The organism is Microcoleus sp. Pol1C5, assembly GCF_036701115.1.
Taxonomy (GTDB): domain Bacteria; phylum Cyanobacteriota; class Cyanobacteriia; order Cyanobacteriales; family Microcoleaceae; genus Microcoleus.
This window is the reverse complement of sequence record NZ_JAUBQE010000006.1, coordinates 118,296-144,039: the sequence shown is the minus strand read 5'-3', so window position 1 is coordinate 144,039 and position 25,744 is coordinate 118,296. Positions and strand designations below refer to the sequence as shown.

At 43.2% G+C, this 25,744-nt stretch carries 20 protein-coding genes; 13 read left to right on the top strand and 7 right to left on the bottom strand.

Annotated features, from left to right (window positions below):
• Positions 1–23: 23 nt before the first annotated feature.
• The 5 genes from QUA23_RS05480 to QUA23_RS05460 all read right to left on the bottom strand — a co-directional run bounded on the left by QUA23_RS05480 (position 24) and on the right by QUA23_RS05460 (position 8,267).
• Positions 24–3,485 (bottom strand): amino acid adenylation domain-containing protein, encoded by a 3,462-nt coding sequence (locus tag QUA23_RS05480; RefSeq protein WP_333074620.1) that lies wholly within the window; start codon positions 3,483–3,485, stop codon positions 24–26.
• Between the two features lie 58 nt (positions 3,486–3,543).
• A complete protein-coding gene (locus tag QUA23_RS05475; RefSeq protein WP_333074619.1) occupies positions 3,544–5,058 on the bottom strand; it encodes a 3-oxoacyl-[acyl-carrier-protein] synthase III C-terminal domain-containing protein in 1,515 nt (504 codons plus the stop codon).
• A gap of 64 nt (positions 5,059–5,122) precedes the next feature.
• Complete coding sequence (locus tag QUA23_RS05470; protein WP_333074618.1) at positions 5,123–6,481, bottom strand: salicylate synthase; 1,359 nt, start codon at positions 6,479–6,481, stop codon at positions 5,123–5,125.
• Positions 6,481–8,022 (bottom strand): benzoate-CoA ligase family protein, encoded by a 1,542-nt coding sequence (locus QUA23_RS05465; RefSeq protein WP_333074617.1) that lies wholly within the window; start codon positions 8,020–8,022, stop codon positions 6,481–6,483. Before QUA23_RS05465 ends, QUA23_RS05470 begins: the two co-directional genes overlap by 1 nt.
• Positions 8,019–8,267: a phosphopantetheine-binding protein gene (locus tag QUA23_RS05460; RefSeq protein WP_333074616.1), complete on the bottom strand. Its 249-nt coding sequence runs from the start codon at positions 8,265–8,267 to the stop codon at positions 8,019–8,021. The genes QUA23_RS05465 and QUA23_RS05460 overlap by 4 nt, the downstream gene beginning before the upstream one ends.
• 604 nt (positions 8,268–8,871) lie before the next feature.
• Here QUA23_RS05460 and QUA23_RS05455 point away from each other — a divergent pair.
• Positions 8,872–9,660: a thioesterase II family protein gene (locus tag QUA23_RS05455; protein WP_333074615.1), complete on the top strand. Its 789-nt coding sequence runs from the start codon at positions 8,872–8,874 to the stop codon at positions 9,658–9,660.
• Between the two features lie 2 nt (positions 9,661–9,662).
• On the opposite strand, the gene QUA23_RS05450 is transcribed toward QUA23_RS05455, so the two are convergent.
• Entirely contained in the window at positions 9,663–10,631 is a 969-nt protein-coding gene (locus QUA23_RS05450) for a DUF3102 domain-containing protein (RefSeq protein WP_333074614.1), read from the bottom strand.
• Between the two features lie 555 nt (positions 10,632–11,186).
• Between QUA23_RS05450 and QUA23_RS05445 the strand changes: the two genes are divergently transcribed.
• The 10 genes from QUA23_RS05445 (at position 11,187) to QUA23_RS05400 (ending at position 22,978) form a co-directional block, all read left to right on the top strand.
• Complete coding sequence (locus QUA23_RS05445) at positions 11,187–11,912, top strand: VOC family protein (RefSeq protein WP_333074613.1); 726 nt, start codon at positions 11,187–11,189, stop codon at positions 11,910–11,912.
• Between the two features lie 254 nt (positions 11,913–12,166).
• Positions 12,167–13,393: an MFS transporter gene (locus QUA23_RS05440; protein ID WP_333110312.1), complete on the top strand. Its 1,227-nt coding sequence runs from the start codon at positions 12,167–12,169 to the stop codon at positions 13,391–13,393.
• 100 nt (positions 13,394–13,493) lie between these two features.
• Positions 13,494–14,876 carry a cytochrome P450 gene (locus QUA23_RS05435; protein WP_333074610.1) on the top strand — a complete coding sequence of 461 codons (1,383 nt, stop codon included), beginning with the start codon at positions 13,494–13,496 and terminating at the stop codon, positions 14,874–14,876.
• Positions 14,877–14,918: 42 nt separating this feature from the next.
• On the top strand, positions 14,919–15,491 hold the full coding sequence (locus QUA23_RS05430) for a cytochrome P450 (RefSeq protein WP_333074608.1): 573 nt from the start codon (positions 14,919–14,921) through the stop codon (positions 15,489–15,491).
• 36 nt (positions 15,492–15,527) lie between these two features.
• Positions 15,528–15,761, top strand: a complete 234-nt coding sequence (locus QUA23_RS05425) for a cytochrome P450 (RefSeq protein WP_445243467.1) — start codon at positions 15,528–15,530, stop codon at positions 15,759–15,761.
• Between the two features lie 53 nt (positions 15,762–15,814).
• Positions 15,815–17,182, top strand: coding sequence for an MATE family efflux transporter (locus QUA23_RS05420; protein WP_333074607.1), 1,368 nt, complete (start codon positions 15,815–15,817; stop codon positions 17,180–17,182).
• A gap of 797 nt (positions 17,183–17,979) precedes the next feature.
• Complete coding sequence (locus tag QUA23_RS05415) at positions 17,980–18,219, top strand: hypothetical protein (protein WP_333074606.1); 240 nt, start codon at positions 17,980–17,982, stop codon at positions 18,217–18,219.
• Between the two features lie 627 nt (positions 18,220–18,846).
• Positions 18,847–21,651, top strand: coding sequence for a TonB-dependent siderophore receptor (locus QUA23_RS05410; protein ID WP_333110310.1), 2,805 nt, complete (start codon positions 18,847–18,849; stop codon positions 21,649–21,651).
• Between the two features lie 513 nt (positions 21,652–22,164).
• Positions 22,165–22,551 (top strand): hypothetical protein, encoded by a 387-nt coding sequence (locus tag QUA23_RS05405; protein ID WP_333074603.1) that lies wholly within the window; start codon positions 22,165–22,167, stop codon positions 22,549–22,551.
• Between the two features lie 64 nt (positions 22,552–22,615).
• Positions 22,616–22,978, top strand: coding sequence for a hypothetical protein (locus QUA23_RS05400; protein WP_333074602.1), 363 nt, complete (start codon positions 22,616–22,618; stop codon positions 22,976–22,978).
• On the opposite strand, the gene QUA23_RS05395 is transcribed toward QUA23_RS05400, so the two are convergent.
• The gene (locus QUA23_RS05395; RefSeq protein ID WP_333074601.1) at positions 22,935–23,684 is read right to left on the bottom strand and encodes a transposase; all 750 of its coding nucleotides are present in this window, start codon (positions 23,682–23,684) and stop codon (positions 22,935–22,937) included. The two genes, QUA23_RS05400 and QUA23_RS05395, sit on opposite strands and share 44 nt — an antisense overlap.
• 896 nt (positions 23,685–24,580) lie before the next feature.
• Here QUA23_RS05395 and scpB point away from each other — a divergent pair.
• Positions 24,581–25,096 carry an SMC-Scp complex subunit ScpB gene (gene scpB, locus QUA23_RS05390; RefSeq protein WP_006635908.1) on the top strand — a complete coding sequence of 172 codons (516 nt, stop codon included), beginning with the start codon at positions 24,581–24,583 and terminating at the stop codon, positions 25,094–25,096.
• 42 nt (positions 25,097–25,138) lie between these two features.
• Complete coding sequence (locus QUA23_RS05385; RefSeq protein ID WP_006635907.1) at positions 25,139–25,486, top strand: DUF760 domain-containing protein; 348 nt, start codon at positions 25,139–25,141, stop codon at positions 25,484–25,486.
• Positions 25,487–25,744: the final 258 nt, after the last annotated feature.

Genomic DNA, 25,744 nt, shown 5'->3' with positions numbered 1-25,744 from the left:
GACTAATGAATGATGAATGATAACTAATTATTAACCAATCTGGATTTTTGGAATCTTTGTTGGAGGCGATTTTTTCCTTGTTGGAATTTCTCTTCAGCTTCAGCTTTTGGAGCGTGCAATGAGGAAACTGATTTGTGGTTTAAATGCTTTGCTAAAGCACTAATTGTTGAGTATCTAAACAAATCAGTTAATGCAATATATTGTACCATGTCTGGCAACAAATCTCCCAGCCTCCTGTAAAATTTTGTCAGAAGTAAGGAATTTCCACCCAAGTCAAAGAAATTATCATTAATGCCTACCTTTTCCAGTCCCAAAATCTCTCGCACAGCGGTAGCAATTGTTTTTTCAATTTCGTTTTTTGGGGGGACATAAGCAACTTCTACTTTTTGGAAAATACTATCTTGAATCAGAATAGAATTGCGGTCTACTTTCCCATTAGCAGAAAGGGGTAAAGCATCCAGGAATGTAAAGGCTGATGGCATCATGTAATTGGGTAACTTCTTTTTAAGAAATTCGCTAATTTCTTCAATAGTAGGGTTTGGTTTTCGATCGGCAACCAGGTATGCTACCAACTGCTGTTTGTTCTGTTCTCCAATTGCTGCAACCACCGCAGCTTTCACATTGGGATGCTGTGTCAAAGCCGCCTCAATTTCTCCAACTTCAATGCGCTGGCCCCGGATCTTGATCTGGAAATCAACTCGTCCTAAAAATTCAATGTTGCCATCAGGATGGTAACAACCTAAGTCTCCTGTCCGATACAAACGCTCTCCCGTGCGCGGATGAGTAATAAAACTGTCGCGTGTCTTTTCTTCATTGCGCCAATAGCCTTTTGCTAACTGCACTCCAGCACAATACATTTGTCCCGGAACCCACATCGGACAGTCTTCTAAAGCATCATTCAAAATATAATATTTCGAGTTCGCCATCGGTTGACCGTAGGGAATACTCTTGCAATTTGGATCTACTTTTTCAATGAGATAGCCAATATTCCAAATAGTTGTTTCAGTCGGCCCACCAATGCTGAGAATTTGGGTATTTGGCGCTAGGGATTTTATGCGATCGGGTAAAGAAATCGGCAGCCAATCTCCTCCTAATATTACCAAACGCAAGCTATTAAAAATTGCATCGTTTGCATAATCTACCAACATTTCCATCATCGCCGGAACTGAGTTCCATAATGTCACCCTTTCTCTCACCATTAAATCTACCCAATGACGGGGATCTTTCACAGCAACAGCATCCGGCAAAACGATCGCGCCGCCAGCACTCAAAATACCGAAGATATCGTAAACTGACAAATCGTGATTGAGAGCGGTCAAAGCTAAAATTCGGTCTTGCGAAGTAACATTAAAACGCTGATTCGTATAAACAACAACATTCGCCACATTGCGATGAGTAATCATTACCCCTTTCGGCAATCCCGTAGACCCAGAAGTATAGATAACATAAGCTAAATCGTCGGGGGTTTGAACTGGATTTAATGCTTGCTTGCTTTCTACAGCTAAGTCTTCATTGTCTACGCATATTAGTTGAATTTCCGATCGCCAACTAAGCTTTTCTTTCAACCGAGATTGAGTTAGAACTATCTGAACTTCACTATTTTCTAACAAATAAGATAAGCGTTCTTCAGGTAATCCTGGATCGATGGGGACGTAAGCAGCACCGGAAGCTAAAATACCCATAACTGCGACAATTTGTTCCCATCCTTTCTCCATTACTATAGCGACTAACTGATTGGGAATAACCCCTAATTGGCGCAGTCGATGACCGACTTGATTCGAGCGCTCGAATAATTCCTGATAAGTTAATGTTCGTGCGGATGAAATCACTGCAACTTCATTTCCTCTATCCCGGACTTGTGCGGCAAATAAACTATGCAGTAAATCGTCTGGAATCGATGCGTCTGTAGAATTAATCGCATTCCTTTGGGCTAATTGCGCCGGAGGTAGGAGTTGCCGTGTCGTTTCCACCCAGGCAGATTCAGAAGTAGCAAGTTGCTCGATAAAACGGCAATATGCCTCAAACATATCTGCGATCGCACCTTCCGGGAAAAGTTCTTCAACTACATCCCAATTAAATGTCAAGGTTTCTTTTTCTTCCCAAACCTGAATATCCATCCAAGCTTGGGAAGCTTGACTAATTCCATATACTAATTCGCCAAAGTGACTGAATGTTAAAGTTTCTTGTCCCAGGGAACGGAAGCCGATCGTGCTGGTAAAAACAATTGGCATCGCGCTAGGAGTTGTACCTCTCCGGCGAGCTAATTCTCGCGTCACGCTGACTCCACTAAAATAGCGATGTTCTAAATCCTGCCACAGTTGTTTCTGAAGGCGGACGGCTCGATCGCTAAAGGACTCGCGAGCGGAATTGTCTACTGCTAAAAGGGTGACGGAGGTAAAGTCTCCTAAGATGTCATTGACTTGAGGATGTAGCGGTAGACGATTAAATAAAGCCAGATTAATTGTAAATTTTTGGCTTTTACTCCAAAGTGCGATGATTTCAGCAAAAGCTGCCAGTAATAGTCCAGAAGGAGTCACACCCGCTTGAGCCGATCGCAACTTTAACTGTTGCCAGTCAGTTCGTTCCAGTCCGCTTTCGTAGCGCCTGTTGCGATGCTCTTTGAGTTCTTTAGGATTTTTGGCCAGAGGTAAGTCCGGTGCTAGAGATAGAGTCTCCAGACGACTCAACCAATATTCGTGCGATCGCCTATATAATTCCGTATCTTGCAAAGCTTGTTCTGCCAAAACATAATCGCGAAATGTTATTTCCAACGGTGGCAATAGCGCATCAGGATTTTGATACAGTTGAAACCATTCATCAAATAAACGAAACAAGCTCCACGCATCAAATACTTGCAAATCGTAGCTGATATGCAGCCGAACTATATCCCCATTTAACCGCGTTGCTCTAAACTCAAACAAAGGCCATTGGTCAGCAGGTAAAACTTGATGGGATAGGCGATCGCGAATTGCTTCAATCTCAGAGTTTACAACTTCTTTCTCCTGTCCCCTCAGATCCAAAACCTCCATTTGATATGCAGGAACTTGTTTGAGAACTTGTTGCTGACCGTCTGGCAATACTACTGCCCTCAGCATATCGTGGCGATCGATTAATTTCGGCAACGCCCCGTTCAATTTCTCCAAGTCTAAGCCTTGACATTCAATCTCGTAGTAACCGTGATTGGCAACATTTCCTAAGTCTAATACTCCACTACGCCCTACCCAAAATGCGTGCTGCATATCAGTCAAGGGAAAAGGTTCGTAGCGCAAATCAGGTGCTGGCTTAATTACAGGCAAAGAAGTAGAACTAGCACTCATGCTGTTCTGGCGCAATAACAGGATAAGTTCTGCTTTATGTTCAATTAATGAGTTACGCAATTCTGGAGTAATTGCTCCTTTCGGCGCATCTATTTCTAGCGAACTTCCATTAGTAGAAAGTTTGATGCCTTGGTTAGATAAAGTGTTTAAAAGTAAATGCAGATTCATATTTTTAGATTGAAATTAGTAGTGCACAAATTGACGATTGTTTATTTATTCGTCGTTCTCAAATACTTAATATTTCCCTTTCTTCTTCTGCTGCCTTGAATTCGGTAATGAAAACCGATTCGGATGCGGTTAAGTTCGCCAAAGCTAATTGATTAAGCACGAGTTCGGCTAATTGAGTTATGTTGTTGTCGCCAAAGAATCTTTCTATTGGCACTCGCACTTGGAGATCCGTCTCGATTCGACTCCTGAGTTCAAAAGCCATTAAGGAATCAAGCAGTAAAGCCAGGGAATGCTGCGGATTTAGGCTATCGAAAGGCAATTGTAAACAATTGGTTAGCCATTCTATGAGATAGGTTTCCAATATTTGCTGCTGTTCTGTTGGTGCAGCGGCGAAGAGTTTTTCCTTGGATAGAAAAGCTTTTTTGACATCGACGAAAAGATTGACTGCGCTCTTTTCTGCTTCTCGATTAACATTAATTGGGGGAGCAGGAGGCGTTCCTAGCGCCACATCACCCCAGCGCATTACTGTTGCAGCCGCAGTTGCAGCCGCGCCGTTGGTGTAAACGAGAACTAAGTCGTTTTCGCGAATTTTACCTGCAAGAGCGGCATGGTATAAATTGGCGATCGCAAATACGGAACCGATATTCGCATACCAAGGATAAAGATCGATCGTGCGTTCTGGATCGATGCCCAATGCCCTAGCACAAAGCCTCGCATACCACGCTGTCGGAGTATTGAAGGCAAAAAAGTCAATTTGTTCGAGAGTCACGCCAGCCGCCGCCACAGCCCCCTCACAGCAAGTCCGAACGAACTCCACACTTGTTTCGGCGAAGCTGCTGGCGTTCTCACCTGTCCGAGTACGCATTCGAGGCTTACCTTGCGCGTCTGCGATCAATTCGTGTAAATACGCATCACAAGTAGCCGCAGTGTTAATTATTTTACTGCCCAAAACTCCGCGATCGCGTTTGAGCGAATCCACCACAAAAGCTCCAGCAGCGTCTCCCATAGACCACGATAGAGTATCTTCCTCATCCACAGAGTTAGATTCGATGTGAGAGACTACCACCAAAACATTGCGATACTCTCCCGTTTGCACCAACGCACGCGCATTTTGCAGCGCAACTAACGCACTCGAACAAGTCGATTCCAGATTCCACGCCGGACATTGCAGTTGCAGTTCGCGTGCGAGGTAGGAGGCATTACCAGGAACAAGTTGTTCGGGGAAAATAGAAGCAACGATCGCTAATTCTACTTCATGGGGAGAAAGTTTTGCGGCATCCAGCGCCTCCCTAGCAGCGCGACATTCCAGCATCAGCGACGACTCACCTGCACCCAGCACCCGTCGCTCGACGTTACCCCGAAAAGGGTCTGATAAATATGGTGCTACTTCTTGCGACCAAATAGCAAATCCATCATCGTCGGAGGTGAATTCATTAGACTGAGATAACCTCGTTCTTCTTGGCGAAGTTACAGCAAACAAATGAGGGAACTTTTCCAGCCAATAATCATTAGTCCGAATTTGGCTGGGAAAACTGAGAGCAAGCGATCGAATACCGACTGAAAGATTCATCATAACTATCAAGACGAGGAGCTGATTCTTATGTACGTTGTGGCGCTTTAGCGCTAAGTTGCGTAAGTCATGGAGATTTCAACACTAAATTGGTTAACATAGTGTTCATTTTGTTAACGGACTCCACGTATTCGTTTTCGGGAATAGATTCTGCCACAATTCCTGCGCCAGCATTTAAGTAAACCCGATCGCCATACTGGTAAGCCGAGCGAATTGCGATCGCAATATCTGCCATACCATTGCTATTCACCCAACCGATACCACCAGCATAAATTCCCCTGGGTTCTTTTTCTAGGTTCTCGATCCATTTGAGAGCTTTGTGTTTGTCAATTCCGGATACTGTGACACCAGGAAATAACACTTTCAAAGCATCCCATAAAGTTTTTTCTCCTTTTAGTTGACCGCCAATTCGCGATGATAGATGCTGGACGCATCTGTATTGTTTCACCTGCATGAAGTCAAAAATCCGAAGACTTTCTGGTAGACAAACAGCAGCCATTTCACTTTGTGCCAGCCAGATTGAAAGCGCGTGTTCCTTTACCTCTTTAGCATCGGTAAATAACTCACTTTCCAATTGTACATCTTCTGACAAATTTTCCGATCTCGGTCTAGTACCAGCCAATGGATTAGTAACTACAAAGCCATCCGCACTAACTTCCATTAAAATTTCAGGACTGAAGCCTACCGCACTTACTTCGCCAACCCGCAAACAATACGATCGCGCACAATTGTTGTTTTTCGCTCCTAAAACATAAGTTCCGAACAGATCCATATCCCCTTTTACTTTCACGGAACGGGAAATAATCGCTTTATGTAAATCGCCGCTTTGGATGGCTTGAATCAGCTCGCCCACCTGGTTTTGATACTCTTCTTTATCGGCGAAATCAACAACTGGTGGTGTCGCTACATAGTCTTTCAATTTATTATCAAGTGATAACGCTTCCAGAATTTTGGTAGGCGACTTGATGTTTCTGATATGAACTCCTCTAGGAGTGATAAAAAGTTCGGTTTCTGGAACCAAAAAATAGAGCAGCGGTTGTTCAATTGCCTTGGAGTAGGAAGAGTAGAAGCGAGCCACATCAAAGCCTACGTAACCATAAGCAGTCCAATTCTCGATCGGCAAAGACGCTAATGCTAATTCTACTTGTTTGAGCGGATCTGCGACCGGTTCTGACTTAATCTCACCCATAAAGGCGATCGAAACATCGTGAGAACTTACTGATATTTCCGCTAAAGCATTCCCAGCAATACGTACTTCATTCTCACTTTGGTACATCACATAGTTAGAAAAAATCCCAGCATCTAATAGATTCTGCAACAGAATGAGAGGATCTCTCTGACCTGGTAGAAATAGTTCGTGATAAGTTAATAAGTTGCTTGCTACCTGATACATGGGGTCAAAACTTGGGTGAAGGAAGTTAAACATTAATGGCTTTTCAGCAGTGATTTGCGATGAATTTTTCCGGTTGGCGTCCGCGGTAATGTTTCCAAAAAGTGGATTTTTTTAGGAGCCTTAAAATGGGGTAATCGAGCCCTAGCTAATTGCCGAATCTTCTCTTCTAAATCGGGAGATTTCTCAAAGCCGGGTTTAAGGCTGATGTAAGCGATAATCTCAGTTAATTGTTCGCCGCGATCGCATTCTGGAACTACCGCCGCATCAAGAACTCCTTCGTGCTGGAGTAAGACATCTTCCACTTCAAACGGTGATACCCACATCCCATTTACTTTGAAGAAATCATCCTTACGTCCCATAAACCAGAAATAACCATCTGCATCGCGCAGATACTTATCCCCCGTTCGCATCGCGTTCCCGTAAAGAGCTTGTCGCGTTTCCCGCAGGCGATTCCAATACCCCAGCATCAGACTTTCTCCACTCACCTCTAGGTCGCCAATTTCCCCCGCCGGAACTGGGAAACCCTTTTCATCAACCACTCGCACATCATAACCGGAAAGGGGACGACCAGAACTGCCGGGACGACATTCTCCCTCTGCATTAGATAGAAAGATATGCAGCAATTCTGTCGTACCAATACCCTCATAAATCTCAATTCCGTAAGTGTCTCGCCACTTATACCAAATAGTTTTTGGTAGTTGTTCGGCTGCTGATAAGCACAACCTTAAAGAGGAAGTATTTAGAGGCGCAATTTCATGTACTGAAAGAATGCTGGCATATATGCTGGGTATGCCAAATAAAATTGTCGGTCGGTAGCGATCGATGTCCGCGATAATATCAAAAGCATTGTTGGCATCTGATAATATTGTCGCTGCACCAACTGCCATCGGCATATATAAACTATTCCCTAAACCGTAGGCAAAAGGCATCTTAGCTACTGAATAGGTGATGTCATCTTGATGCAAACCGAGTTTAGCTTTACCGTACAGTTCTGCACACACAACCATACTTTGGTGGTTGTGAACTACGCCTTTGGGTTTACCCGTACTACCAGAAGTGTAAAGCCAAAAAGCAGGTTCGTCGCCAGATGTTTCGGCGTAAGGTAGCTGTTCGTCTGTCTGCTGAGTAAGCAGAGACAAAAATGGTTTTTCTCCGTCTTTAAGGAGAATTTTTTGCAAGAACTGAGAGTGGATGGGAGTCAGTTTTTCTTGCCACTCTTGGTTAGTCACCAAGACTTTGGCGCGTGAATCTTGCAGGATATAGTGGATGTCATCAATCGTACAAGCCGTATTGATCGGAACTGGTACTGCGCCTAACCAAATAGCTCCCCAGAAAGCAAATACTGACTCTGGAGTGTCGGGCAAAAGAATGGCGATCCGGTTTTCTCGCGCCAATCCTAACTCAGATAATAATCTAGCTGCACGTCGGACAAAGCTATTTACTTGGGCATAAGTATAAGTCCGAGCCTGATAGTAAAACGCTACTTTCTCGCTACGTCCTTCTTGTGGCAGATTGGTTTCCAAAAAGTGAGCTGCAACGTTAAAAATGGTAGGTAACTGTTCAGAAATACTCATTGATGTTCTGCTGGCATCGCCGTTTCGATCTCATTACAGATTTGAGCTAATGTCATATCTTGGCGGGTTCCAAGTTTCAGGTTAACCCCCAACCTCCGTTTCAATTCCAGCGCAATTTGTACTGTTTCAACAGAGTCAAGTTGTAAATTCCCGTGCAGTAAAGTGTCTTGATGAAGGGACTCTTCAGGAATACCTAAATTAGTCAGTATTGCCTTCAGTGTATCCATCGCCTTTTGACTTCTCATGAAATAAACGATCCTTTTGACTTCTCATGAAATAGATGAGAGTGCTGTTTTGACTTAATTTTCCTGGCTTTCACTTAAAAATGTTGATTCGTTCAGCGAACCGATCGTTAACCGCAAGGACAGCGTGTATCAGTTGTGCTGACTTTGTTTGCTAGATTGTTGAGAAGACATTTCAATAAGCTACACGGATTGTAGTACCTATGCTCGATTCTTGGCAAGCCCTAATCAGGAAAGTTTTGTAAAGTTTTATTAAAAGACACAAACGGTTACGTATTAGATATGGACCGGGTTTAGATTTTTATTCATACAGGGCAAGGGTTTGAGATTTTTTTTCGGAGCTATTTATTCAGGCTGACGGGGTGACAATGCCTCTCTCACTTCGATCTGCCAAGCGTTGAGGCTCCTTAACCTCGAAAAGGATCGCAGCTTCTTGACAGAATTATTGATAATAATTATAGGTAGCAATCGCCGAGATGCTTATTGTCTGTTATCCAAACCCGAAAAAGTCGCGTGTAGTCAGCCGCAGGCATCGCCCGCACATATCTTTTTTGAGATAGATTAACTCAAACCCTTGCTGCGTCAAGTCTTTCAACAGTATTAATTTATGAACGCTACCATAACTGCAAACTCCTGGATTACCTATCCGAAACCCAATCCTGAAGCCAAGTTGCGACTATTCTGCTTCCACTATGCCGGGGGTGGGGCTTTGAGCTATCGTGCTTTTCCAGGGAACCTACCGTCAGATGTAGAGGTTTGTCCGATCGAACTTCCCGGACGTGGATTTCGACTGCTGGAAACTCCTTTCACCGAGATCGAGCCTCTAATTGAGACTCTTGCTCTTACCATCCTCAGCAGCCTTAACAAACCTTTTGCTTTCTTCGGTCACAGTATGGGCGCATTGGTGAGCTTTGAACTGGCGCGACTACTCCGCAAAGAGTATAACCAAAGTCCACTGCACCTATTTGTATCAGGACATCGCGCTCCTCAAATTCCCGATCGCGACCCGCCCATTCATGCTCTACCAGAAACAGAATTTCTACGACAATTGTGCCGTTATAACGGTACTCCCAAAGCCGTGCTAGAAAACGCCGAACTGATGGAACTGCTACTTCCTACTCTGCGAGCCGATTTTGCTGTGGTTGAAACTTACGCCTACTCGCAGTCACCGCCTTTAGATTGTCCGATCGCGACTTTTGGTGGATTAGAGGATTGGAAAGTCGGTATCGAAGACCTAGAAGCATGGCGAAAGCAGACAAGCTCTGCCTTTTCGCTGGAGATGTTTCCCGGAGATCATTTCTACCTGCACTCAGCCCAAACACTTCTGCTACAACGCCTTTCACAATTACTGAATCAGATTGTCGTTCAATTGAGTCCTCAGTCACACAGGATCTAATTTCACAGGTTAATCGGTTCAACTAAGAGTTGGGAATGCGCGATCGCTTGTCTGCATTTCTCTGGGTTCGGATCTCCGGCGAAAATTTTCCTTTCTAGTTTATGGGCGACCGCCAACATTGCTGAGTCCGGCAACCAAGGGAAAATCACGGTTTCTCCAGGTGTAGAAAACATGGACAGCAGGCTAGAGAGCATTTGCTCCTTGAGGCTGGATTCAGGAAAGATAATTACGGTTTTTGCCCGTTCGATTAGCCAATCGTGATCCCAGTCATCACCAGTAATCGCGATCGCCAGCGCTGACTGCGGTATGCGTTCTACAAATTTCGGTGAAGCCGTATCACCACAAAACAGTAGATGTTGCTGCTCTAACATATACCAACCGGACTCAACCTTAATCTGACTGGCAACAGCAGCAGAAGGTATATCTAGCGCAGTAACTTCTACAACTGAGTTCTTGGCTTCCACCAAAGCCTTTGGTTTGAGCGCCACAATTTCCGGCTTTGGCGGTTGGGGCTTTTCTACAGCAGGAGAGAATTGTGACTTCTCTTCTTTGATGACTTGGCGGATTTCTTTATAGGTTACGGGTTCGCCTTCTTTTGCTCGTTGCAGAACTTCATCGCGGAGTTCTTGTGAAGTTGATGGTGCTGCTAAGAGGTAGAGGGCCGATGTCGCAATATTAATCTGTGCAAAGTTTGCACGTTCGGGAAAGGCTTCGTAAACGTTGATGAAATTGTAAGCAGTACGCCGACTCCAGCCAAACTCAGCTTTCAACCAGACATCGAACTGACCGTGCTTGAGGTGCGATCGCACATCCGCAAGCTTTTGGCCGATTTCCCAAATATCTTGGGCCGATCGCTGCAAACGTTCTTTAATTTCCCCAGTTCGTTGCTGGACAACAATCCGTTCTTGGGATTCTAAAATTTCATAGTCAAACGTAATAACCAAGTTGAGCCGTTTTTGTGAGTTACCCATATCCGATTTTTGCCTAATTAATTCAAAATTTGATACTCTCACGACTTATATCGTTGGCTTCCTCTCCGATTTTTAGCAATCCTAAATCTTTATTAAATATTTACAATTATCTAGGATAGCCGAAACAAGCGGGGGATGTCCATTAGGGCCAACCGCTGTGGATACTTTTCTCTAAAAATTTGCCTAAACCTAGTTGACATATCAATCTATTTGTTGCCTAATAATTAAGAACTTATTGCAAATTATTTTTATTAAACTCATGAAAAACTACTTGTCTAGAGCCTTAATGTTCGCGCGATCGGTCAAACCTCTATCCAACATCTCTCCTGCTCTTGAGAGGCTTTGAATTCTCCCCCAACCCTAGCTAAGGAGCCTGGGAGGTTAGGTCTAGGGTTGATTGTCTAGAGCTAGTATCTCCATCTCTGTCTGTCTAAAAAGCTACCGGCATAGAGATAGAAGTTTTCAGTTACTCCCCTCGGCACGAAACGGATCGGCACGGATGCACGGATAGAAAAATCTGTGTGTTTTAGCAAACACAAGTGAAAAATAATACTCATGTCAACTCAATCACTACTGGTGCGTCCCGATAATTTTTTACTGGAAATCGATCACCTTTTTATCTTTGTTACAGAAGGGCGAGCGGCAGTTTCCTTTCTTCAAGATTTCGGCCTTTACTGCTCCGAACGAGTAGTGCGGCGTGTAGAGCAAGGAACAATCTCGACGATTTTCTTCTTCGAGAATACATACCTCGAATTAATCTGGATCGAAGACGAAAAAGCAGCCCAACAGCATACGGCACGAACGGGGATAGACGTTTTAGCACGGGCGCGTTGGCCGCAAACGGGAGCATCTCCCTTTGGAATTGGTTTGCGCTCTTTACCTGAGATGACAACTCAGATTCCGGGATCTAGAAAACACTGGGCAGAGTGGATGCACCCAGATACGTTTATTAAATTTTCACCGCAAAATATTGCGAATGCGGCAGAGCCTATATGCTTGGCTATTCCTAACGATATTGCTCTAACAACTTGGCTCGATCGCTCTTGTGAAAGGCATCAGCAGTTAATTACTCATCCGCTGGGGGTAAAAAAGCTAACCAGTGTCAAAATCGCAGTCGATCGCGACAAAGAACTGAGTGAAGCTGTTTCTCTGCTCGATCGCAATGGCGTGGTAGCGATCGAACGTGGCACCTCTCCTCTATTGGAATTAACCTTTGATGGTGGTATTAAAGGAAAAATAGTGGATGCACGACCGACACTACCTATGCGGCTCCTGTATTGATGAGCCAGTATCCAGAGGCTAACAAAGGTACTCAGATTTAAGGCACAGCTACTTGACAAAGACATTTATCTAGCCTATATCTATTGAGAGTATTTCTCAACTTTTTGCTGAACATCCAGTATCCTAAATCGAGATCGACTTCCGTACTGTCAAGACAGAGTTTTTTGATAAAGCTGGGTCGGCAGCAGCAATTTTTATGAAAAGCACAGAAATAAAGCCCCGTGATTAAACCAAAAAGCCTAAAGAAATTCGGATTGCTTGGCAGCTTATACGTATCGCAGTTTATCCCGATCGCGTGTCTGTACGAAGCTTTGCCCGTATTAATGCGCCAGCGTGGGGCTTCTTTAGAAGCGATCGGTTTCTTGCCCCTATTAACCTTACCCTGGATGTTAAAATTCCTCTGGTCGCCCTTGATCGATCGCTACGGCTTCACCCGTTGGGGACACTATAGGTTTTGGATTATCTGCTTTCAACTGATCGCAGCTTGTACTGTAGCCACCTTCGCCTTCATTGATATCCAAAGTCAGCTTTCAGTTGCATATATCTGTCTGGCGATCATCTGTTTCGTTTGCGCCAGCCAAGATGTTGCCACCGATGCCCTGGCAGTAGGATTGTTAGAACCCCAAGAGCGGGGCATTGGCAATGGAGTGCAGAGTGCGGGGAACTACGTGGGTGCAATTATCGGCGGCGGTGGGATGCTACTAGCGATCAATAGTTGGGGATGGAAAGCGAGTATGCTGACTTTGGCGCTATTTGTAGTTGTTGCACTTATTCCTCTTTTGCTGTACAAAGAACCCAGCAGCAAGCATCAGGAATCTGCAAGCGCTCAGTCCAACTCCCAAAAACCTGCAAATTTTTTCACGGATATTGCTAAGTTCTTTCGTAGTCCCGGAATATGGCATTGGCTGCTGATTCTGAGCTTGTATACACCTGGCCCTTATATGGCATCCCGGATGTTTCGTCCGCTGTTGGTAGATATCGGGTTGTCTTTGGCAGAAATTGGCTTGATGTTGGGAGTCGTCAGTTACAGCGTCGGGATATTAGGTGCCATCGTCGGAGGTTTGCTGATTGCGCCCTTGGGACGGAAGCGATCGCTAATTTTCTTTGGCTTACTTCAGGTTTTGATGATGTTAACCTACTTATTGCCAGCATTCGGTATTGCCCATTTAGCTATTCTTTATACGATCGCTATCGGTACTCAATTCGTGAGTAGTATGGCGGTGACAGTCTTATACACGATCATGATGGACAAAAGCCGATTAGAGGCGGCTGGCACGGACTACACACTACAATCTTCAACTACTTTCTTTTTTGGGATTATTGCTGCAGCGATCGGCGGTGTAATTGCACAATCACTCGGCTATCGGGGAGTATTTGTCGTCGCTATTACCATTAGTCTCATCGGCATTATCCTCGTTGCCAAGACTTTTAATCCAGAGCTGCCAGAGTTACTACCAATGCGCGATCGTGTCTCATCTTAATATTTCCGCGCTCTTTTTTGAAACCGCTCTAGGCGCAGAGAATGCAGAAAAGAAAAGAAAAATAAATAACTCCGATTACAACAAATATAGTCAGATAAAAATGAACCTACCTTCAGGTCCAAAAGCTCCCATCTGGTGGCAATATATTAAAATCGCTACCAATCCTATTCGCTACATGGACGATCTCGCCAAACGCTACGGTGACATTTTTACCATCACGTTTGGGTCTATTCCCGTATTATTTGTCAGCAATCCCCAAGGAATAGAGCAAATTTTTACCAATACAAAACAGATTCCAGCTTCTGGAGAGTTGAACGGAGATATGGCCCTAATTACGGGGAACCAAGGAATACTCCAACTCGACGGACTGCGCCACAAACATCGCCGTCAGTTGATGATGCCAGCTTTTCACGGTGCGAGGTTGCGTTTCTACGGGCAGCGAATCTGCGATCTGACAGAGAAAATTATTAGTCAGCATTCGAGCGGCCAAGTTTTTGTCGCTTACCCATCGATCGAAGACATTACCTTACAAATAAGCATTCAGATTGTATTGGGTTTAAGCGAGGGAAAACGCTACGAAAGACTCAGGCAACTGCTTCCGGCAATCATAAATTTGATGCGGACTCCTTTAATTCAAGCTGCCAACATTCTGCCCTTTTTGCAACGAGATTTAGGCCGCTGGAGCCCTTGGGGGAAACTGCTTCAACTCCGGCAAGAGCTTTACCAACTGCTGGAAGCGGAAGTGAAAGAACGCCGGCAGCAAGCCGATCCCTCTCGCAAGGATATCCTATCCGATTTGATGTTTGCTCGCGATGAAGCGGGTGAGATGATGACAGATGAAGAGTTGCGAGATTTGGTAATTTCGCCTTTATTCGCGGCTCAAGATGCCTCTGCCACTGCGATCGCTTGGGCATTATATTGGATTCACCATTTACCGACAGTACGCGATCGATTGGTGACAGAACTCGATGGTCTTGGCGACTCGCCAGATCCGATGAGTATTGTGGGACTACCCTATCTCACCGCTGTTTGTAATGAAGCCTTGCGAATTTATCCCACTCAGTTATTCACATTTCCAAGATTGGTAGAATCGCCGATCGAATTAATGGGTTATCAATTGAGTCCTGGTACGCTACTCAGAGTTAATATTTGTCTGACTCATCGGCGCGAGGACTTATATCCAGAACCTAACAAATTTAAGCCAGAGCGCTTTTTAGAAAGAAAATTTTCTCCTTATGAATTTCTGCCTTTTGGCGGGGGGACTCGTACCTGTATAGGTGCAACTTTAGCTTTATTTGAGATGAAGCTAATATTGGCAACTATACTTTCACGCTATCAATTAGAACTAGCGGATAGCAAACCGGAACAACCTAAGTTTGAAGGACTACTTTGTTACCCTGTCAGTGGCGTAAAAATGGTAGTAAAAGGTCAGCGTCAAACTCAAAAACAACCGCAGCAGCTAGTATCTAATTTGCCTAATTAGTAATAGCTGATTTCAATTATCAATTACCCATTCTTCATTGCTATGAAACTACCTCCAGGGCCGAAAACCCCCACCTGGTTACTGAACATTCAATTTGCATCTGACCCCTTTGGCTATATGGATAGTGTGGCCAAACGCTATGGTGACATCTTCACCATTATGTTTGGTTCTACACCAGTAGTATTTGTTAGTAATCCACAGGGAATTAAGCAAATTTTTACCCAAACAAAAGAAATCGTAGCTGCGGGGAATTTAAACGAAGATGCCGCCCCATTGGTGGGCAATAATGGACTACTACTGCTTGATGGCTTACGCCATAAAAATCGACGCCAGCTTTTAATGCCTCCCCTGCACGGTACTCGCATCCAAAGTTATGGAAAGCATATTTGTGAAATCGCAGAAAGGTTAATAAGTCAGCAAACTGTTGGCAAAGAATTTCTAGCTTATCGTACAATGCAAGCTATTACTTTGGAGGTAATTTTAGAAGTTTTATTTGGATTGCGTGAGGGCGATCGCTACCAAAAATTCAGAGACTTGCTTCCTCGCCTGATGGGTTTGGCACGGTCTTCCTGGTTAGAAATTAGCTTTTCTTTCTCTTTTTTGCAACGAAATTAGCGTTTTCTGGAAAAACAATTCTCAAATTATGAATTTATGCCCTTTGGCGGCGGTACTCGTCGCTGTCCTGGCGAGGCTCTAGCTTTATTTGAAATGAAGCTAGTATTGGCAACGATTCTTTCACGCTATCAACTAGGGCTAGTTGACAAACGATTGGAACGACCAAAACCTCAAGGTGTTAACTATCCTCCTGCTAGTGGTTTAAAGATGGTGATGCTAGGTCAGCGTCAGCGTCAAGAGCGCTATTCCTCCGCAACGCTGGCCCGATAGTAGCACCTTTTTAGTCAATTCACTACTCTATCAAACCCCAGATTACATTAATAATGACTTCACAACAGCAAACCAAAGTAGCAGATGAAATCCTGCAAGGCAATCTGATTCAACTAATGTTGAAATTATCAGCTCCCGGTATTCTGGGAATGTTGCTCATTGCCTTAAACTCTTTTCTTGATGCTTTATTCGCAGGACGACTGATTGGCGAAAGTGCTTTGGCAGCCATATCCCTCGCACTGCCGCTGACGACGATTGTAATTGGATGTGCCTTATCAGTTGGGATAGGTTCTGCTTCGGTTCTCAGCCGCGCTATTGGTGCGGGAGATATCAACACTCAGTCTAAGATATTTGGCACTTTTACAGTGATGAGTTTGATTATCTCCTTTTTTATTACTATTATAGGTTACGGTTTTGGCGATCAATTAATCTCTTTTATGGGGGCAGAGGGGGAAATTGCCTCATTAGGAGCAGAATATTTTAAGACTTATATACTGGGAGCGGTATTTTTGGTTTTAGCGGTAGGTTCTAGCCAGCTAATCAAATCTGAAGGTAGAATCGGTTTAGCCACCGGTTTTGCTGCCATTTCCGTTCTGACTAATACAATTTTAAATCCGATATTTGTTGCTGTTTTTCACTGGGGAATTCGAGGAATAGCTTTGGCAACAGTTGTTTCTTCAATCGTTTATGCGAGCGTAATTTTAACCTATTTTATTTGCGGTAAAAGTTCTACTCCGGTTCAACTTAAAAAGTTAACTTTGTCAGTGGATTTAGCGAAACCAATTGTATCAGTTGGTCTATCGGTGCTAATCATGGACTTAATGGGAATCGTTCAGCAAATCGTGATTTTTAGGTCGATAGCCTACTATGGAACCGATACTGATATTGCCTTCGCCGGAGCAACATTGAACCTGTATTCTTTAGCAGTAACTCCTGTCTATGGCTTCGTATATGCTTTACAGCCAGTAATTGGAATAAATTATGGAGCAGGAAATTATCACAGAATGAAGAAATCATACTTAATTTTTGGCATTGGCGGTACTATTCTGTTAAGCATAATCTGGTTGCCTCTACAATTATTTCCAGCAACTTTTCTGAGTTTGTTGCTACCGAAGGTTGCTTTCATTGCTAACGATCTGTTAAACTTTCGCATTATCACTATATTGCTACCCCTAATGTCTTTTGTATTCTGTAGCATTACCTTATTCCAATCCATAGGCAACGGTAAAATTGCGGGAATCATAGTTGTGGCAAGACAAGTATTTCTGTTTATACCAGTAGTGTTAATATTGCCGCTCTTCATTGGAATAAATGGGATTTATTATAGCTTAATTGCTGTGGATATTTTAGTTTCCCTAGTTGTCGCTTTCTTTACTTGGAAGGAATTTGATCGATTCCAATTTAGAATGTCAGCAAAATAAGGGACTTCCAACAAATAATCCAAAACAGAGATGTTAAAGATTGATAATTGTACCAGGGTAAGCCCATCTTAAATGCTATTGACAAGCGGGTTGAGAGATATCATCATGTGGGAATAAACAAGCAACGAGGCCAATCATTGTGGTTATGTAAAGTTGGTAATTGAGAAATAGGAACACACTAACAGGAGCATTTTTTAATCCGAGGGGAACCTTTATCTACCGGTCGATCCTAACTATGGATAATACCTTCAAACCCTTGAGATAAGTGTTGGTCAAACCAATCTTTCACTTGTCCGTGAAGTGTAGGATGATGACCTTTAAACGCTAAGCTCTAATCAGATAAATGCGTTAAAATTTTAAGATGAAATCGCTATTTTCTTAGCCATTGCATCAACCGTCATAATACATCCAGCCATGTCTAATAACTCTAATAAGGCAGGCATTGCAGTAATTTAATTCGCTCGATTTGCTACTTTAACTTGCCCTAAAAGAAGACGATATTCACTGTACTATAGAGACAAATTTATTTTGGTGCACGCTTATTATAAAAGTAAAAAAAATCATGTTTAAAGTCATCCCGTGGCAAAGTCTAATCAACAGTTAAATTCATACAATACATACACAATAAATACAAACATCGGAGAATTATCTTGATTGGGGATGAGTTTTTTTTTGTCAATTGGGAGAAATTAAAGACTGTTTACCTGTGGGAAATCGCGACCAAAAACCTAATAATTTGTCAGTTACTTGTATTATTTGCTCCTAATGCTCCCACTCAAAAGTCAGAAAGGTTTAATTTGCCCAATTCTGATTGCGGTGCGGCTTTACCTGCTACTTATGTCAGTGGAGTTGATGTTGCTAGCTTCAGGGAAGCCATCGCTTCAATAAAAAGTGCTGGAAGCGGTAGCTACAATACAATTGGTTCTTATATCTGCAATTTTGGCGATCGCAATTGTAGCAGAGCACTTAGCCGATACCAGTTTGCCTGCGATCGCATGGCCGGTAACTGCGATCGTTTCTTCAAAAGCTTTTTTTGAGGTGTCACTCAAGTTTATTGATATAGATTCTTGATTAATCTGAAATTATTAAAAGTTAAATTATCAATTTTGGCAAGCAGTTATTCATAATTCTTTTGAAAAAAATTGCTCGACAGTCATAAGTTTTATGCTGACTAACAACGGACTAATGCAATCTAGCAACCAATTTTAGAGCTATTCACAGCTTAAAACGAGGGGAACTCCAACAGCGCCCCTAACTCGCCGGCAGTCCGCCAGTGCTGTTTTGCAAAAACCCAAGAAACTTTATCAATAAAAAAATCAATATTTGCTTGACATTAGCAGCAAACATATTTTATTTTGATGAGGCTACTGCAAATAATTAGTGATAAATCACTGGATTGTTGACCGCGACCCGAGTGCATCGTCCCTCATGTCAGGAAACTAGATTGAAACTACGACTACAGATAGCTGCGCCTGTGAGTAACAGGCTTAGTTTCGCTGTTTGTCTAGGTAGGTTTTCAACAGAGTACAAGTGACGGGAGTGCAGCTCAATCGGTGCATTCACTCTTACAGATGGTGTAGCATCTCAAGTTTTTTTAAGTGTGTGGTGTGAAAATGAAACTGTGTCTGCCGTTTTTTTGTGTTGCGCTGCTAAGCGTTGGTATCATGCCAGTAGCAGCAGTTGGGCCAAGGAGTTTCTCTGACGGCGTTAACCCAGACTCTGGTGAAACTGCGCCTGAGAGCGCCCCCGATCCGAGTTCAATAAATCCCTCAAAAGAGGACGATCGCACTCAATGGTGGGCGATCGCTTCTGCCATCGAGCCCCAAAAACCCATCGAAGAAAAGCCCTCATCTGAAAGCGAGGAGTTAGAAGTCAAGCTACCTGTAGAAAACCTAGACCAAAAACCCAATTCTGACTTGACAGTTGCTCCCAAGCAGGCTAGCGATCGCCCTTCTCCTACTCCTAATATTGAACTGGCGACAGCGCAAGCAAAAGTGCCAACAGCAGTAATTCCGCGACTTGACGAAATAGAGAAGCCCAATACCAGTGCCGATCTGCTGTTACATCCGTCGAGAGCAAGTTTGACCAACTTTTCAGATGTTGCGCAAATATCTCAATCAGTCGTACAAGTAACAGGGGTGCGATTGAACCCAACACAGGCAGGTTTAGAAGTCATTTTAGAAACAGCAGATGGGCAAGTCTTGCAAGCGAATACAAGGACTGAGGAAAAAACTTTAATTGCGGATATTGCCAATGCTCAATTAGCCTTACCTGATGGTCAGGAATTTAGGGCGCAAAATCCATTTGAGGGAATTAATTTAGTCACGGTGACTCAGGTTGATGGCAATAGTATCCGCATCAGCATCACGGGTCAAGAAAATTTGCCAACAGCAGGTGTAGTCAGAAGCACCAGCGGTTTAATTCTGAGTGTCAGCACAGAAAAAATTAATATCATTGTCACCGCCGATCAGCAAACTCCCTATCTACAGCCCAACGCTTCCTCCGCCACCCGCACAGACACCCCAATTCGAGATATTCCTCAATCGATTCAAGTAGTACCTCAAGAAGTGCTCGAAGATCAACAAGTCACCCGCTTAGATGAAGCACTCCGCAACGTTAGCGGTGTCGCATTGGGATCACCGCTGACAGGGCGGGGCACCACCTTCGGGCTTCGGGGTTTTGACAATGCCCCTGTCTTGCGAGATGGTTTCAGGCGATATGGTACTTATCAGTCTTTTCCAGAAGTCGCCAACCTCGATCGCGTTGAAGTTCTGAAAGGGCCAGCTTCAATTTTGTACGGCGAGATTCAACCAGGGGGTTTAATTAACTTAGTATCAAAACAACCGCTGTCAGAACCTTTCTACGAAGCAGAACTGCAACTGGGAAACCAGACTTTTGTCCGGCCCCGGTTTGACATCTCCGGTCCCTTAACCTCAGATCGCAGCCTGCTTTACCGCGTCAACGGATTGTACCAAACAAGTGATAGTTATCGGGGCTTTAACCAAGACAATCAGCGGTTCTTTATTGGACCGACGCTGACCTGGAAAATTAGCAATCGCGCCGACTTGACAGTTTCTCTGGAATACACCAACGATCGGCGTGCTGCTGATAATGGATTGCCTGCAATTGGCAATCGAGTGGTTGACGTTCCGCGCGATCGCGTTGGCGGCGAACCCGAGGATAGAGTAGAAACCCAATACTTGAATGTTGGCTACAATTTCGACTACCGTTTCAGTGAAAACTGGAATCTACGCAATGCCTTTCGCTATTCATCCTACGACTACGATTTCAATGTAATCGCTCTGCAACTTGGCTTTGATGATGAAACTGGCACCGTCGATCGCTTCTTTGCTTCTCAAGACGGCCAAGATAAAAACTACGCCTTCCAAACAAACATCGTAGGTGAGTTTGCTACAGGTTCAGTCCAACACACCCTGATCTTCGGTGCAGACATTAGCTACAACAATGAAAGAATTTTCACAGTAGCTGATTTTGAAACACCGACCTCCCTCAATATTTTCAATCCGGTTTACGGACAAATTCCCAGACCAGATGAGGATACACTACCTGGTTTTGGAGGAAATAGGGTAAAGACAAGCCGATATGGTTTCTACGTGCAAGATCAAATTTCAATCTTCGAGAGTTTAAAGCTATTAGCAGGTCTTCGCTATGACACCGCAGAGCAAAAAAACAAAGATCTTCCGGGTGATTCCAGCTCAGAAGAAAGCGAAACAACTCAAAATTACGATGCTTTTACTCCCCGTCTAGGGATTGTTTATCAACCCATCCCAGAACTTTCCCTTTATGCGAGTTATTCGCGCTCGTTTAATCCAGGTTCGGCAACAACAGCCGGCGGCAATATCATCGAGCCCGAAACCGGAAAAGGCTACGAAGTTGGTATCAAAGCGGAGTTGCTTGACAGAAGGCTTGCTGCTACTTTGGCATATTTTGACATTACAAAACAAAACGTTGCCGTCACCGATCCGAATAATTCTTTATTCTCAATAGCCAGTGGAGAACAGCGGAGTCGAGGGCTTGAACTAGATATTTCGGGACAAATTTTGCCTGGTTGGAATATTATTGGTGGTTACGCCTACACTGACGCGGAAGTTACAGCAGATTCTAACCGCGATTTGGTTGGCAACAGATTGTTTAATGCTCCCAAACATAGCGCTAGTCTGTGGACAACTTATCAAATTCAAAGCGGGGAGTTGCAGGGTTTAGGCTTTGGGGTTGGGTTCAATTATGTTGGAGAGAGAGAAGGGGATCTGGAAAACAGCTTTGAAGCAGATAGTTATTTCCTAAGCAATGCCGCAATTTTTTATGAGCGGGATAATTGGCGGTTTGGTATCAACATCAAAAATCTGTTCAATATCAACTACATCCAAGCTGTCACGGGTAGCCGAGCGTTTGGCAATCAGCCTGGTGAACCATTGACAGTAATTGGTTCATTTGCCATAAAGTTTTGAGAATTTTTCATAATTTGGAAACAACTCAATCATGTTCTGAATTTTTCAATGGGGAGATATCCATGAACAATACTCCGGACAGTTTTTGAAACCGAGGCTGAAACCCTCATTCTACCGTTAGCATTTGACCTCACTGAGAAGGCCCAAACCCGAATTCTGCTGTCAGTGATTGAAAACTGTCCGGACTATTGCATGAAACAATTTCAACTTAATGCAATTCTCGTTCTAACTGGGGTAGTAGCGCAGGGCGAACGCATCTAAATTTCATGGGGAGCGTGTCACTTTTGCGATAAGTATAAATTCTCAATAAGAGTAAAATAGTGGCTTGGAGCCATTGTTTAGCAAAATAGGCGAGAATAATAGTGTCTTATTAATGGCGACTGAACCATGACCCCAGAACAGCAATAGGCGATTCAAACACATGTAGAAGCTATTTCTGCAATCCTGTATGCGGATTGTGAACCTGAATCGTTAAAGACATTAGAAGATATCGAGCTAGCAGTAAAAGAAAAAGTGTTAACTCATGTCACACCACAGATCGGAATTTTTTTTATCTACTCAGCTAGCGGGACAAAAGCAGGAAGGATAAAGAAATTAAAAAGTACATTAGGTGATTTAAGTATCACCGAGAAGCAAGCGGAGCTACTAGGGTGTGGTACGGGAAGCAGATTAAGTCCGCATTTAGAAAACTGCTGTTTAAGACTGAGTGGTAATGTTGCTTATGAAAGTGCATCAAAAGATATTAAATACATAACTGGAGTTACTGTACCATCGAAAACACAACTCATATTAGTACATTATCAAGAATTTAATAAACCAGTAGCAACATTAGATATTACTGAACTAAGTGTAGATGGTGGCAAATCTCGGTTAATCACACCTTTCATGAGAAAAATATGATTGGAAAGACTATAAAGCAATTGTTTCAGAGGCGAGAATAGTAGCTAGTTTCGACAAAAATAGTATGATTATTGATTGGGCAAATCAACAACCACTAGCAAACCCAGTAACTTGTCTAGGTGATGGACATGATGGAGTCTGGAATATATTCAAGGAAATTAGTTGTGAACAGAACAGAAGAGAAATCTTAGACTGGTATCATCTGAATGAAAATCTTCAGAAGGTGGGTGGTTCAATTAAGCGGTTAAAGCAAGCCGAAACATATTTATGGCAAGGAAATGTCCCAAGTGCAATAGCACTATTCACAGAGTTAAAGAAAAAATCAGCAATTAACTTCTGTAAGTATTTAGAAAAGCATCAGGAAACAATACTCGGGACAGTTTTTAAGCAGCCAAAGTACCATAAGACAAGACTGAAGGAAGATTAGGGTGATTTAAAATCCAATCCCGGTCTAAATCTAACTTATCAATAAAGGTACAAAGTAGATGCTTATTGAATTCCAGCCGTTTATAAGAGGCCATAGAAAATACAAACGACTTGGCAGATGAATGACAACTAGAGAGTTCATGTTTAGCTAAGTTTAAGGCAATAAGACTGGCATTAAAATGAAAATCAAGCCGTGGTAAATGACGAGCTTGACAATCTGACAATCCCGTAAATTGCTTGGCATCACGAAAAATAAATTCGATCTGGAAGCGAGCCTGATAATATTCAATAATTTGCTCAGGTGGTAGGTGAATATCAGTGCTAAACAATAAAGCATTTTTGATTTTGCCGTTGGCTTGAACCTCAGAGATACAAACCAAACAAATTGGGCAATTTAAACAACAACGACCCACCTGCAATGTATATAAGGAAACTCCCGGTTTTAGGTTTTTAACAAAATTAAGACGACTCAAATCATGGCAGTCAACCTTACCATCATATTTACGTGGAGTTCCCCGTTTCTTTTGTTCACCTGTATAGAAATAGCGCAGGTTAGCATCACTTCTTAACTTGCCAATAAAGTCTAAATTTAAGTCCCGCACAGCATCCCAGAATTGAGAGCGATAGTAATAGCCATCAGCCACCAAATAACGTACAGAAGTTGGGAAGTAACAACGAGTATTCTTTAGATGTTGTGCTCCCGTCATCAACTCTTGTGATGTCAGGCGTTGAGCTTTGAGGCTCCGGTTTTTTGCGAGATTTCTTAGACCAGCAATTCTTCGGATTTTGTGGCAGTTTTTTAACCCGCGTTATGGGAGGACGTGACGGAGTTTGTTGTACGCTTAAGCTATAAGATAAGCGAGTCTCAATTTCGACAATAGAAATCACAGAAATTTCCAACCCCTGTTCCGATTTACCAGCTACACCATTATAAAAGTAAGCTTTACCGTCATTTTTTTTGCCACTTTTTCTTAAAAAAGAACAATCAATAACAGCAATGAGTGTGTTCAGGATTTAAGGCTTTTTCGAGGAAATAGTGATTTAATAGTGAAAAGTTAAATGTTTTGAGAAAGTGACGACGATAAGTTTTTTCACTCAAACAACTATAACGACTGAGATTCGTGAAGTTGATTTTGCCATAGCTCAGTAAAATAGTTGAGAATAAAGTGATTAAAAACTTCTTTTGGGGTTGACTAATCCCCGGCATTTGTTGTAAAATGGATTCAATAATCTTCATAAGGCAATCTGTTAAGCTTGTGTGTTTTTATAGCTTAACCTAAAAAATCGCCTTTTTTTCTGTTCATTTTGGGTTCAGATTGCACTCACTTTTTTCGCTTCTGTGATTTATTGCGTAAGCGTTGCTTGCCGAAGCCATCGCATCTCTCTTGAAAAACGATCCGGAGTATTGTGATATAAAAAAATAAAATTGAAAGTTTTGGTTTTCTTCCTCAACCTAATCTACAATATTAATAATTTGTGTAAGGGGAATGTTTATTACTAACTCTTATTATTCACGACACGGAAGTTACGGAAATACGGATCACTGTTGTTTTTCTGAGTCCTTCTTCTTTCAATGTCCCAATTCCTCGTTACTAATTCCCAAATGACTCGCTTAGCCACAACAATAGAAGCCATACTTTACTTAAAAGGTCAGCCAGTGTCGATCGCAGAAATTGCCGAGATTGCTAAGTGCGATCGAGCCGAAGCCGAAGACGCCATCATCGAACTCATGTCTGACTCGTCCCACCGCGACAGTGCATTAGAAGTCGTCGAAACCCCCACAGGATACAGCCTGCAACTCAGAGAAGAGTTTGCCAGTTTAATGCAAACTTTAATACCTCCAGAATTAGGTGTGGGAGCTTTGCGGACGCTGGCTGCGATCGCCCTCAAAGGCGGCATCGCTCAGCCAGATTTAGTTAACTTGCGAGGTTCAGGAGCTTACCAACAAGTGCAGGAACTTGTAGAAATGGGTTTCGTCCGCAAACGGCGGCCGGCTGAGGGGCGGTCGTATTGGTTACAAGTTACCGAGAAATTTCATCGGTACTTTCAAGTAGACCAACTGCCAAAACAATTGCAAATTGACTTTCAGGCAAATTTGTACCCAAGCAATGACGAGTAGTTTGAAGTAGAATGTAACCAGCCAGAAATTAAGAATCGCCAAATGGTTTTTCACCCTGACTTTGACACATCCAATGCTCAACAAACCGCAGTCAATCCACTGCTGAAGTACCTCCAACACCAATCCCCGGAGGTTCTAGCCCGCGTCGCCAAGTCCGTCAGCCCCGACATCAGAGAAATTATCTCTCATAACGTTCAAGGACTGGTCGGCGTTTTGCCTTCAGAAAATTTTAACGTCGAAATTACCACTGACCGCGAAAACTTAGCAGGTTTGCTAGCTTCAGCGATGATGACAGGCTATTTTTTGAGGCAAATGGAGCAGAGGATGCACCTAGAAGAAAATTTAGCAAGCACCAGCTCGATTCAACCAAACTCGCCCAAAGACAAGTAAAAAGATCAAGGGGTTGGGGAAGCCAGAAAGATGAAAGTTGTTCAGAAAAATCCATAATCCTGAATCATGGAGGCACAGGGAATTAAGAAACCGGGCTGTTAACCGGGTATCCCTCGCCCTACACGAAGGATTTTGGTAAAAAACCCGGTTGCTGCGTCCAGGACTATAAAGCATCAGATTTATCTTTCATCCTCCACCGTTTGCAACTAATAGCAGTTTCCCAAAAGAAAGCAACTGTAGGTAAGCTCCAAATCCTTA

What these genes read in the sequence shown, in the direction of transcription:
- QUA23_RS05480 (WP_333074620.1), bottom strand. Translation starts at nt 3,485, where the DNA reads ATGAATCTGCATTTACTTTTAAACACTTTATCTAACCAAGGCATCAAA.
- QUA23_RS05475 (WP_333074619.1), bottom strand. Translation starts at nt 5,058, where the DNA reads ATGATGAATCTTTCAGTCGGTATTCGATCGCTTGCTCTCAGTTTTCCC.
- QUA23_RS05470 (WP_333074618.1), bottom strand. Translation starts at nt 6,481, where the DNA reads ATGTTTAACTTCCTTCACCCAAGTTTTGACCCCATGTATCAGGTAGCA.
- QUA23_RS05465 (WP_333074617.1), bottom strand. Translation starts at nt 8,022, where the DNA reads ATGAGTATTTCTGAACAGTTACCTACCATTTTTAACGTTGCAGCTCAC.
- QUA23_RS05460 (WP_333074616.1), bottom strand. Translation starts at nt 8,267, where the DNA reads ATGAGAAGTCAAAAGGCGATGGATACACTGAAGGCAATACTGACTAAT.
- QUA23_RS05455 (WP_333074615.1), top strand. Translation starts at nt 8,872, where the DNA reads ATGAACGCTACCATAACTGCAAACTCCTGGATTACCTATCCGAAACCC.
- QUA23_RS05450 (WP_333074614.1), bottom strand. Translation starts at nt 10,631, where the DNA reads ATGGGTAACTCACAAAAACGGCTCAACTTGGTTATTACGTTTGACTAT.
- QUA23_RS05445 (WP_333074613.1), top strand. Translation starts at nt 11,187, where the DNA reads ATGTCAACTCAATCACTACTGGTGCGTCCCGATAATTTTTTACTGGAA.
- QUA23_RS05435 (WP_333074610.1), top strand. Translation starts at nt 13,494, where the DNA reads ATGAACCTACCTTCAGGTCCAAAAGCTCCCATCTGGTGGCAATATATT.
- QUA23_RS05430 (WP_333074608.1), top strand. Translation starts at nt 14,919, where the DNA reads ATGAAACTACCTCCAGGGCCGAAAACCCCCACCTGGTTACTGAACATT.
- QUA23_RS05425 (WP_445243467.1), top strand. Translation starts at nt 15,528, where the DNA reads ATGCCCTTTGGCGGCGGTACTCGTCGCTGTCCTGGCGAGGCTCTAGCT.
- QUA23_RS05420 (WP_333074607.1), top strand. Translation starts at nt 15,815, where the DNA reads ATGACTTCACAACAGCAAACCAAAGTAGCAGATGAAATCCTGCAAGGC.
- QUA23_RS05410 (WP_333110310.1), top strand. Translation starts at nt 18,847, where the DNA reads ATGCCAGTAGCAGCAGTTGGGCCAAGGAGTTTCTCTGACGGCGTTAAC.
- QUA23_RS05400 (WP_333074602.1), top strand. Translation starts at nt 22,616, where the DNA reads ATGATTATTGATTGGGCAAATCAACAACCACTAGCAAACCCAGTAACT.
- QUA23_RS05395 (WP_333074601.1), bottom strand. Translation starts at nt 23,684, where the DNA reads ATGACGGGAGCACAACATCTAAAGAATACTCGTTGTTACTTCCCAACT.
- scpB (WP_006635908.1), top strand. Translation starts at nt 24,581, where the DNA reads ATGACTCGCTTAGCCACAACAATAGAAGCCATACTTTACTTAAAAGGT.
- QUA23_RS05385 (WP_006635907.1), top strand. Translation starts at nt 25,139, where the DNA reads ATGGTTTTTCACCCTGACTTTGACACATCCAATGCTCAACAAACCGCA.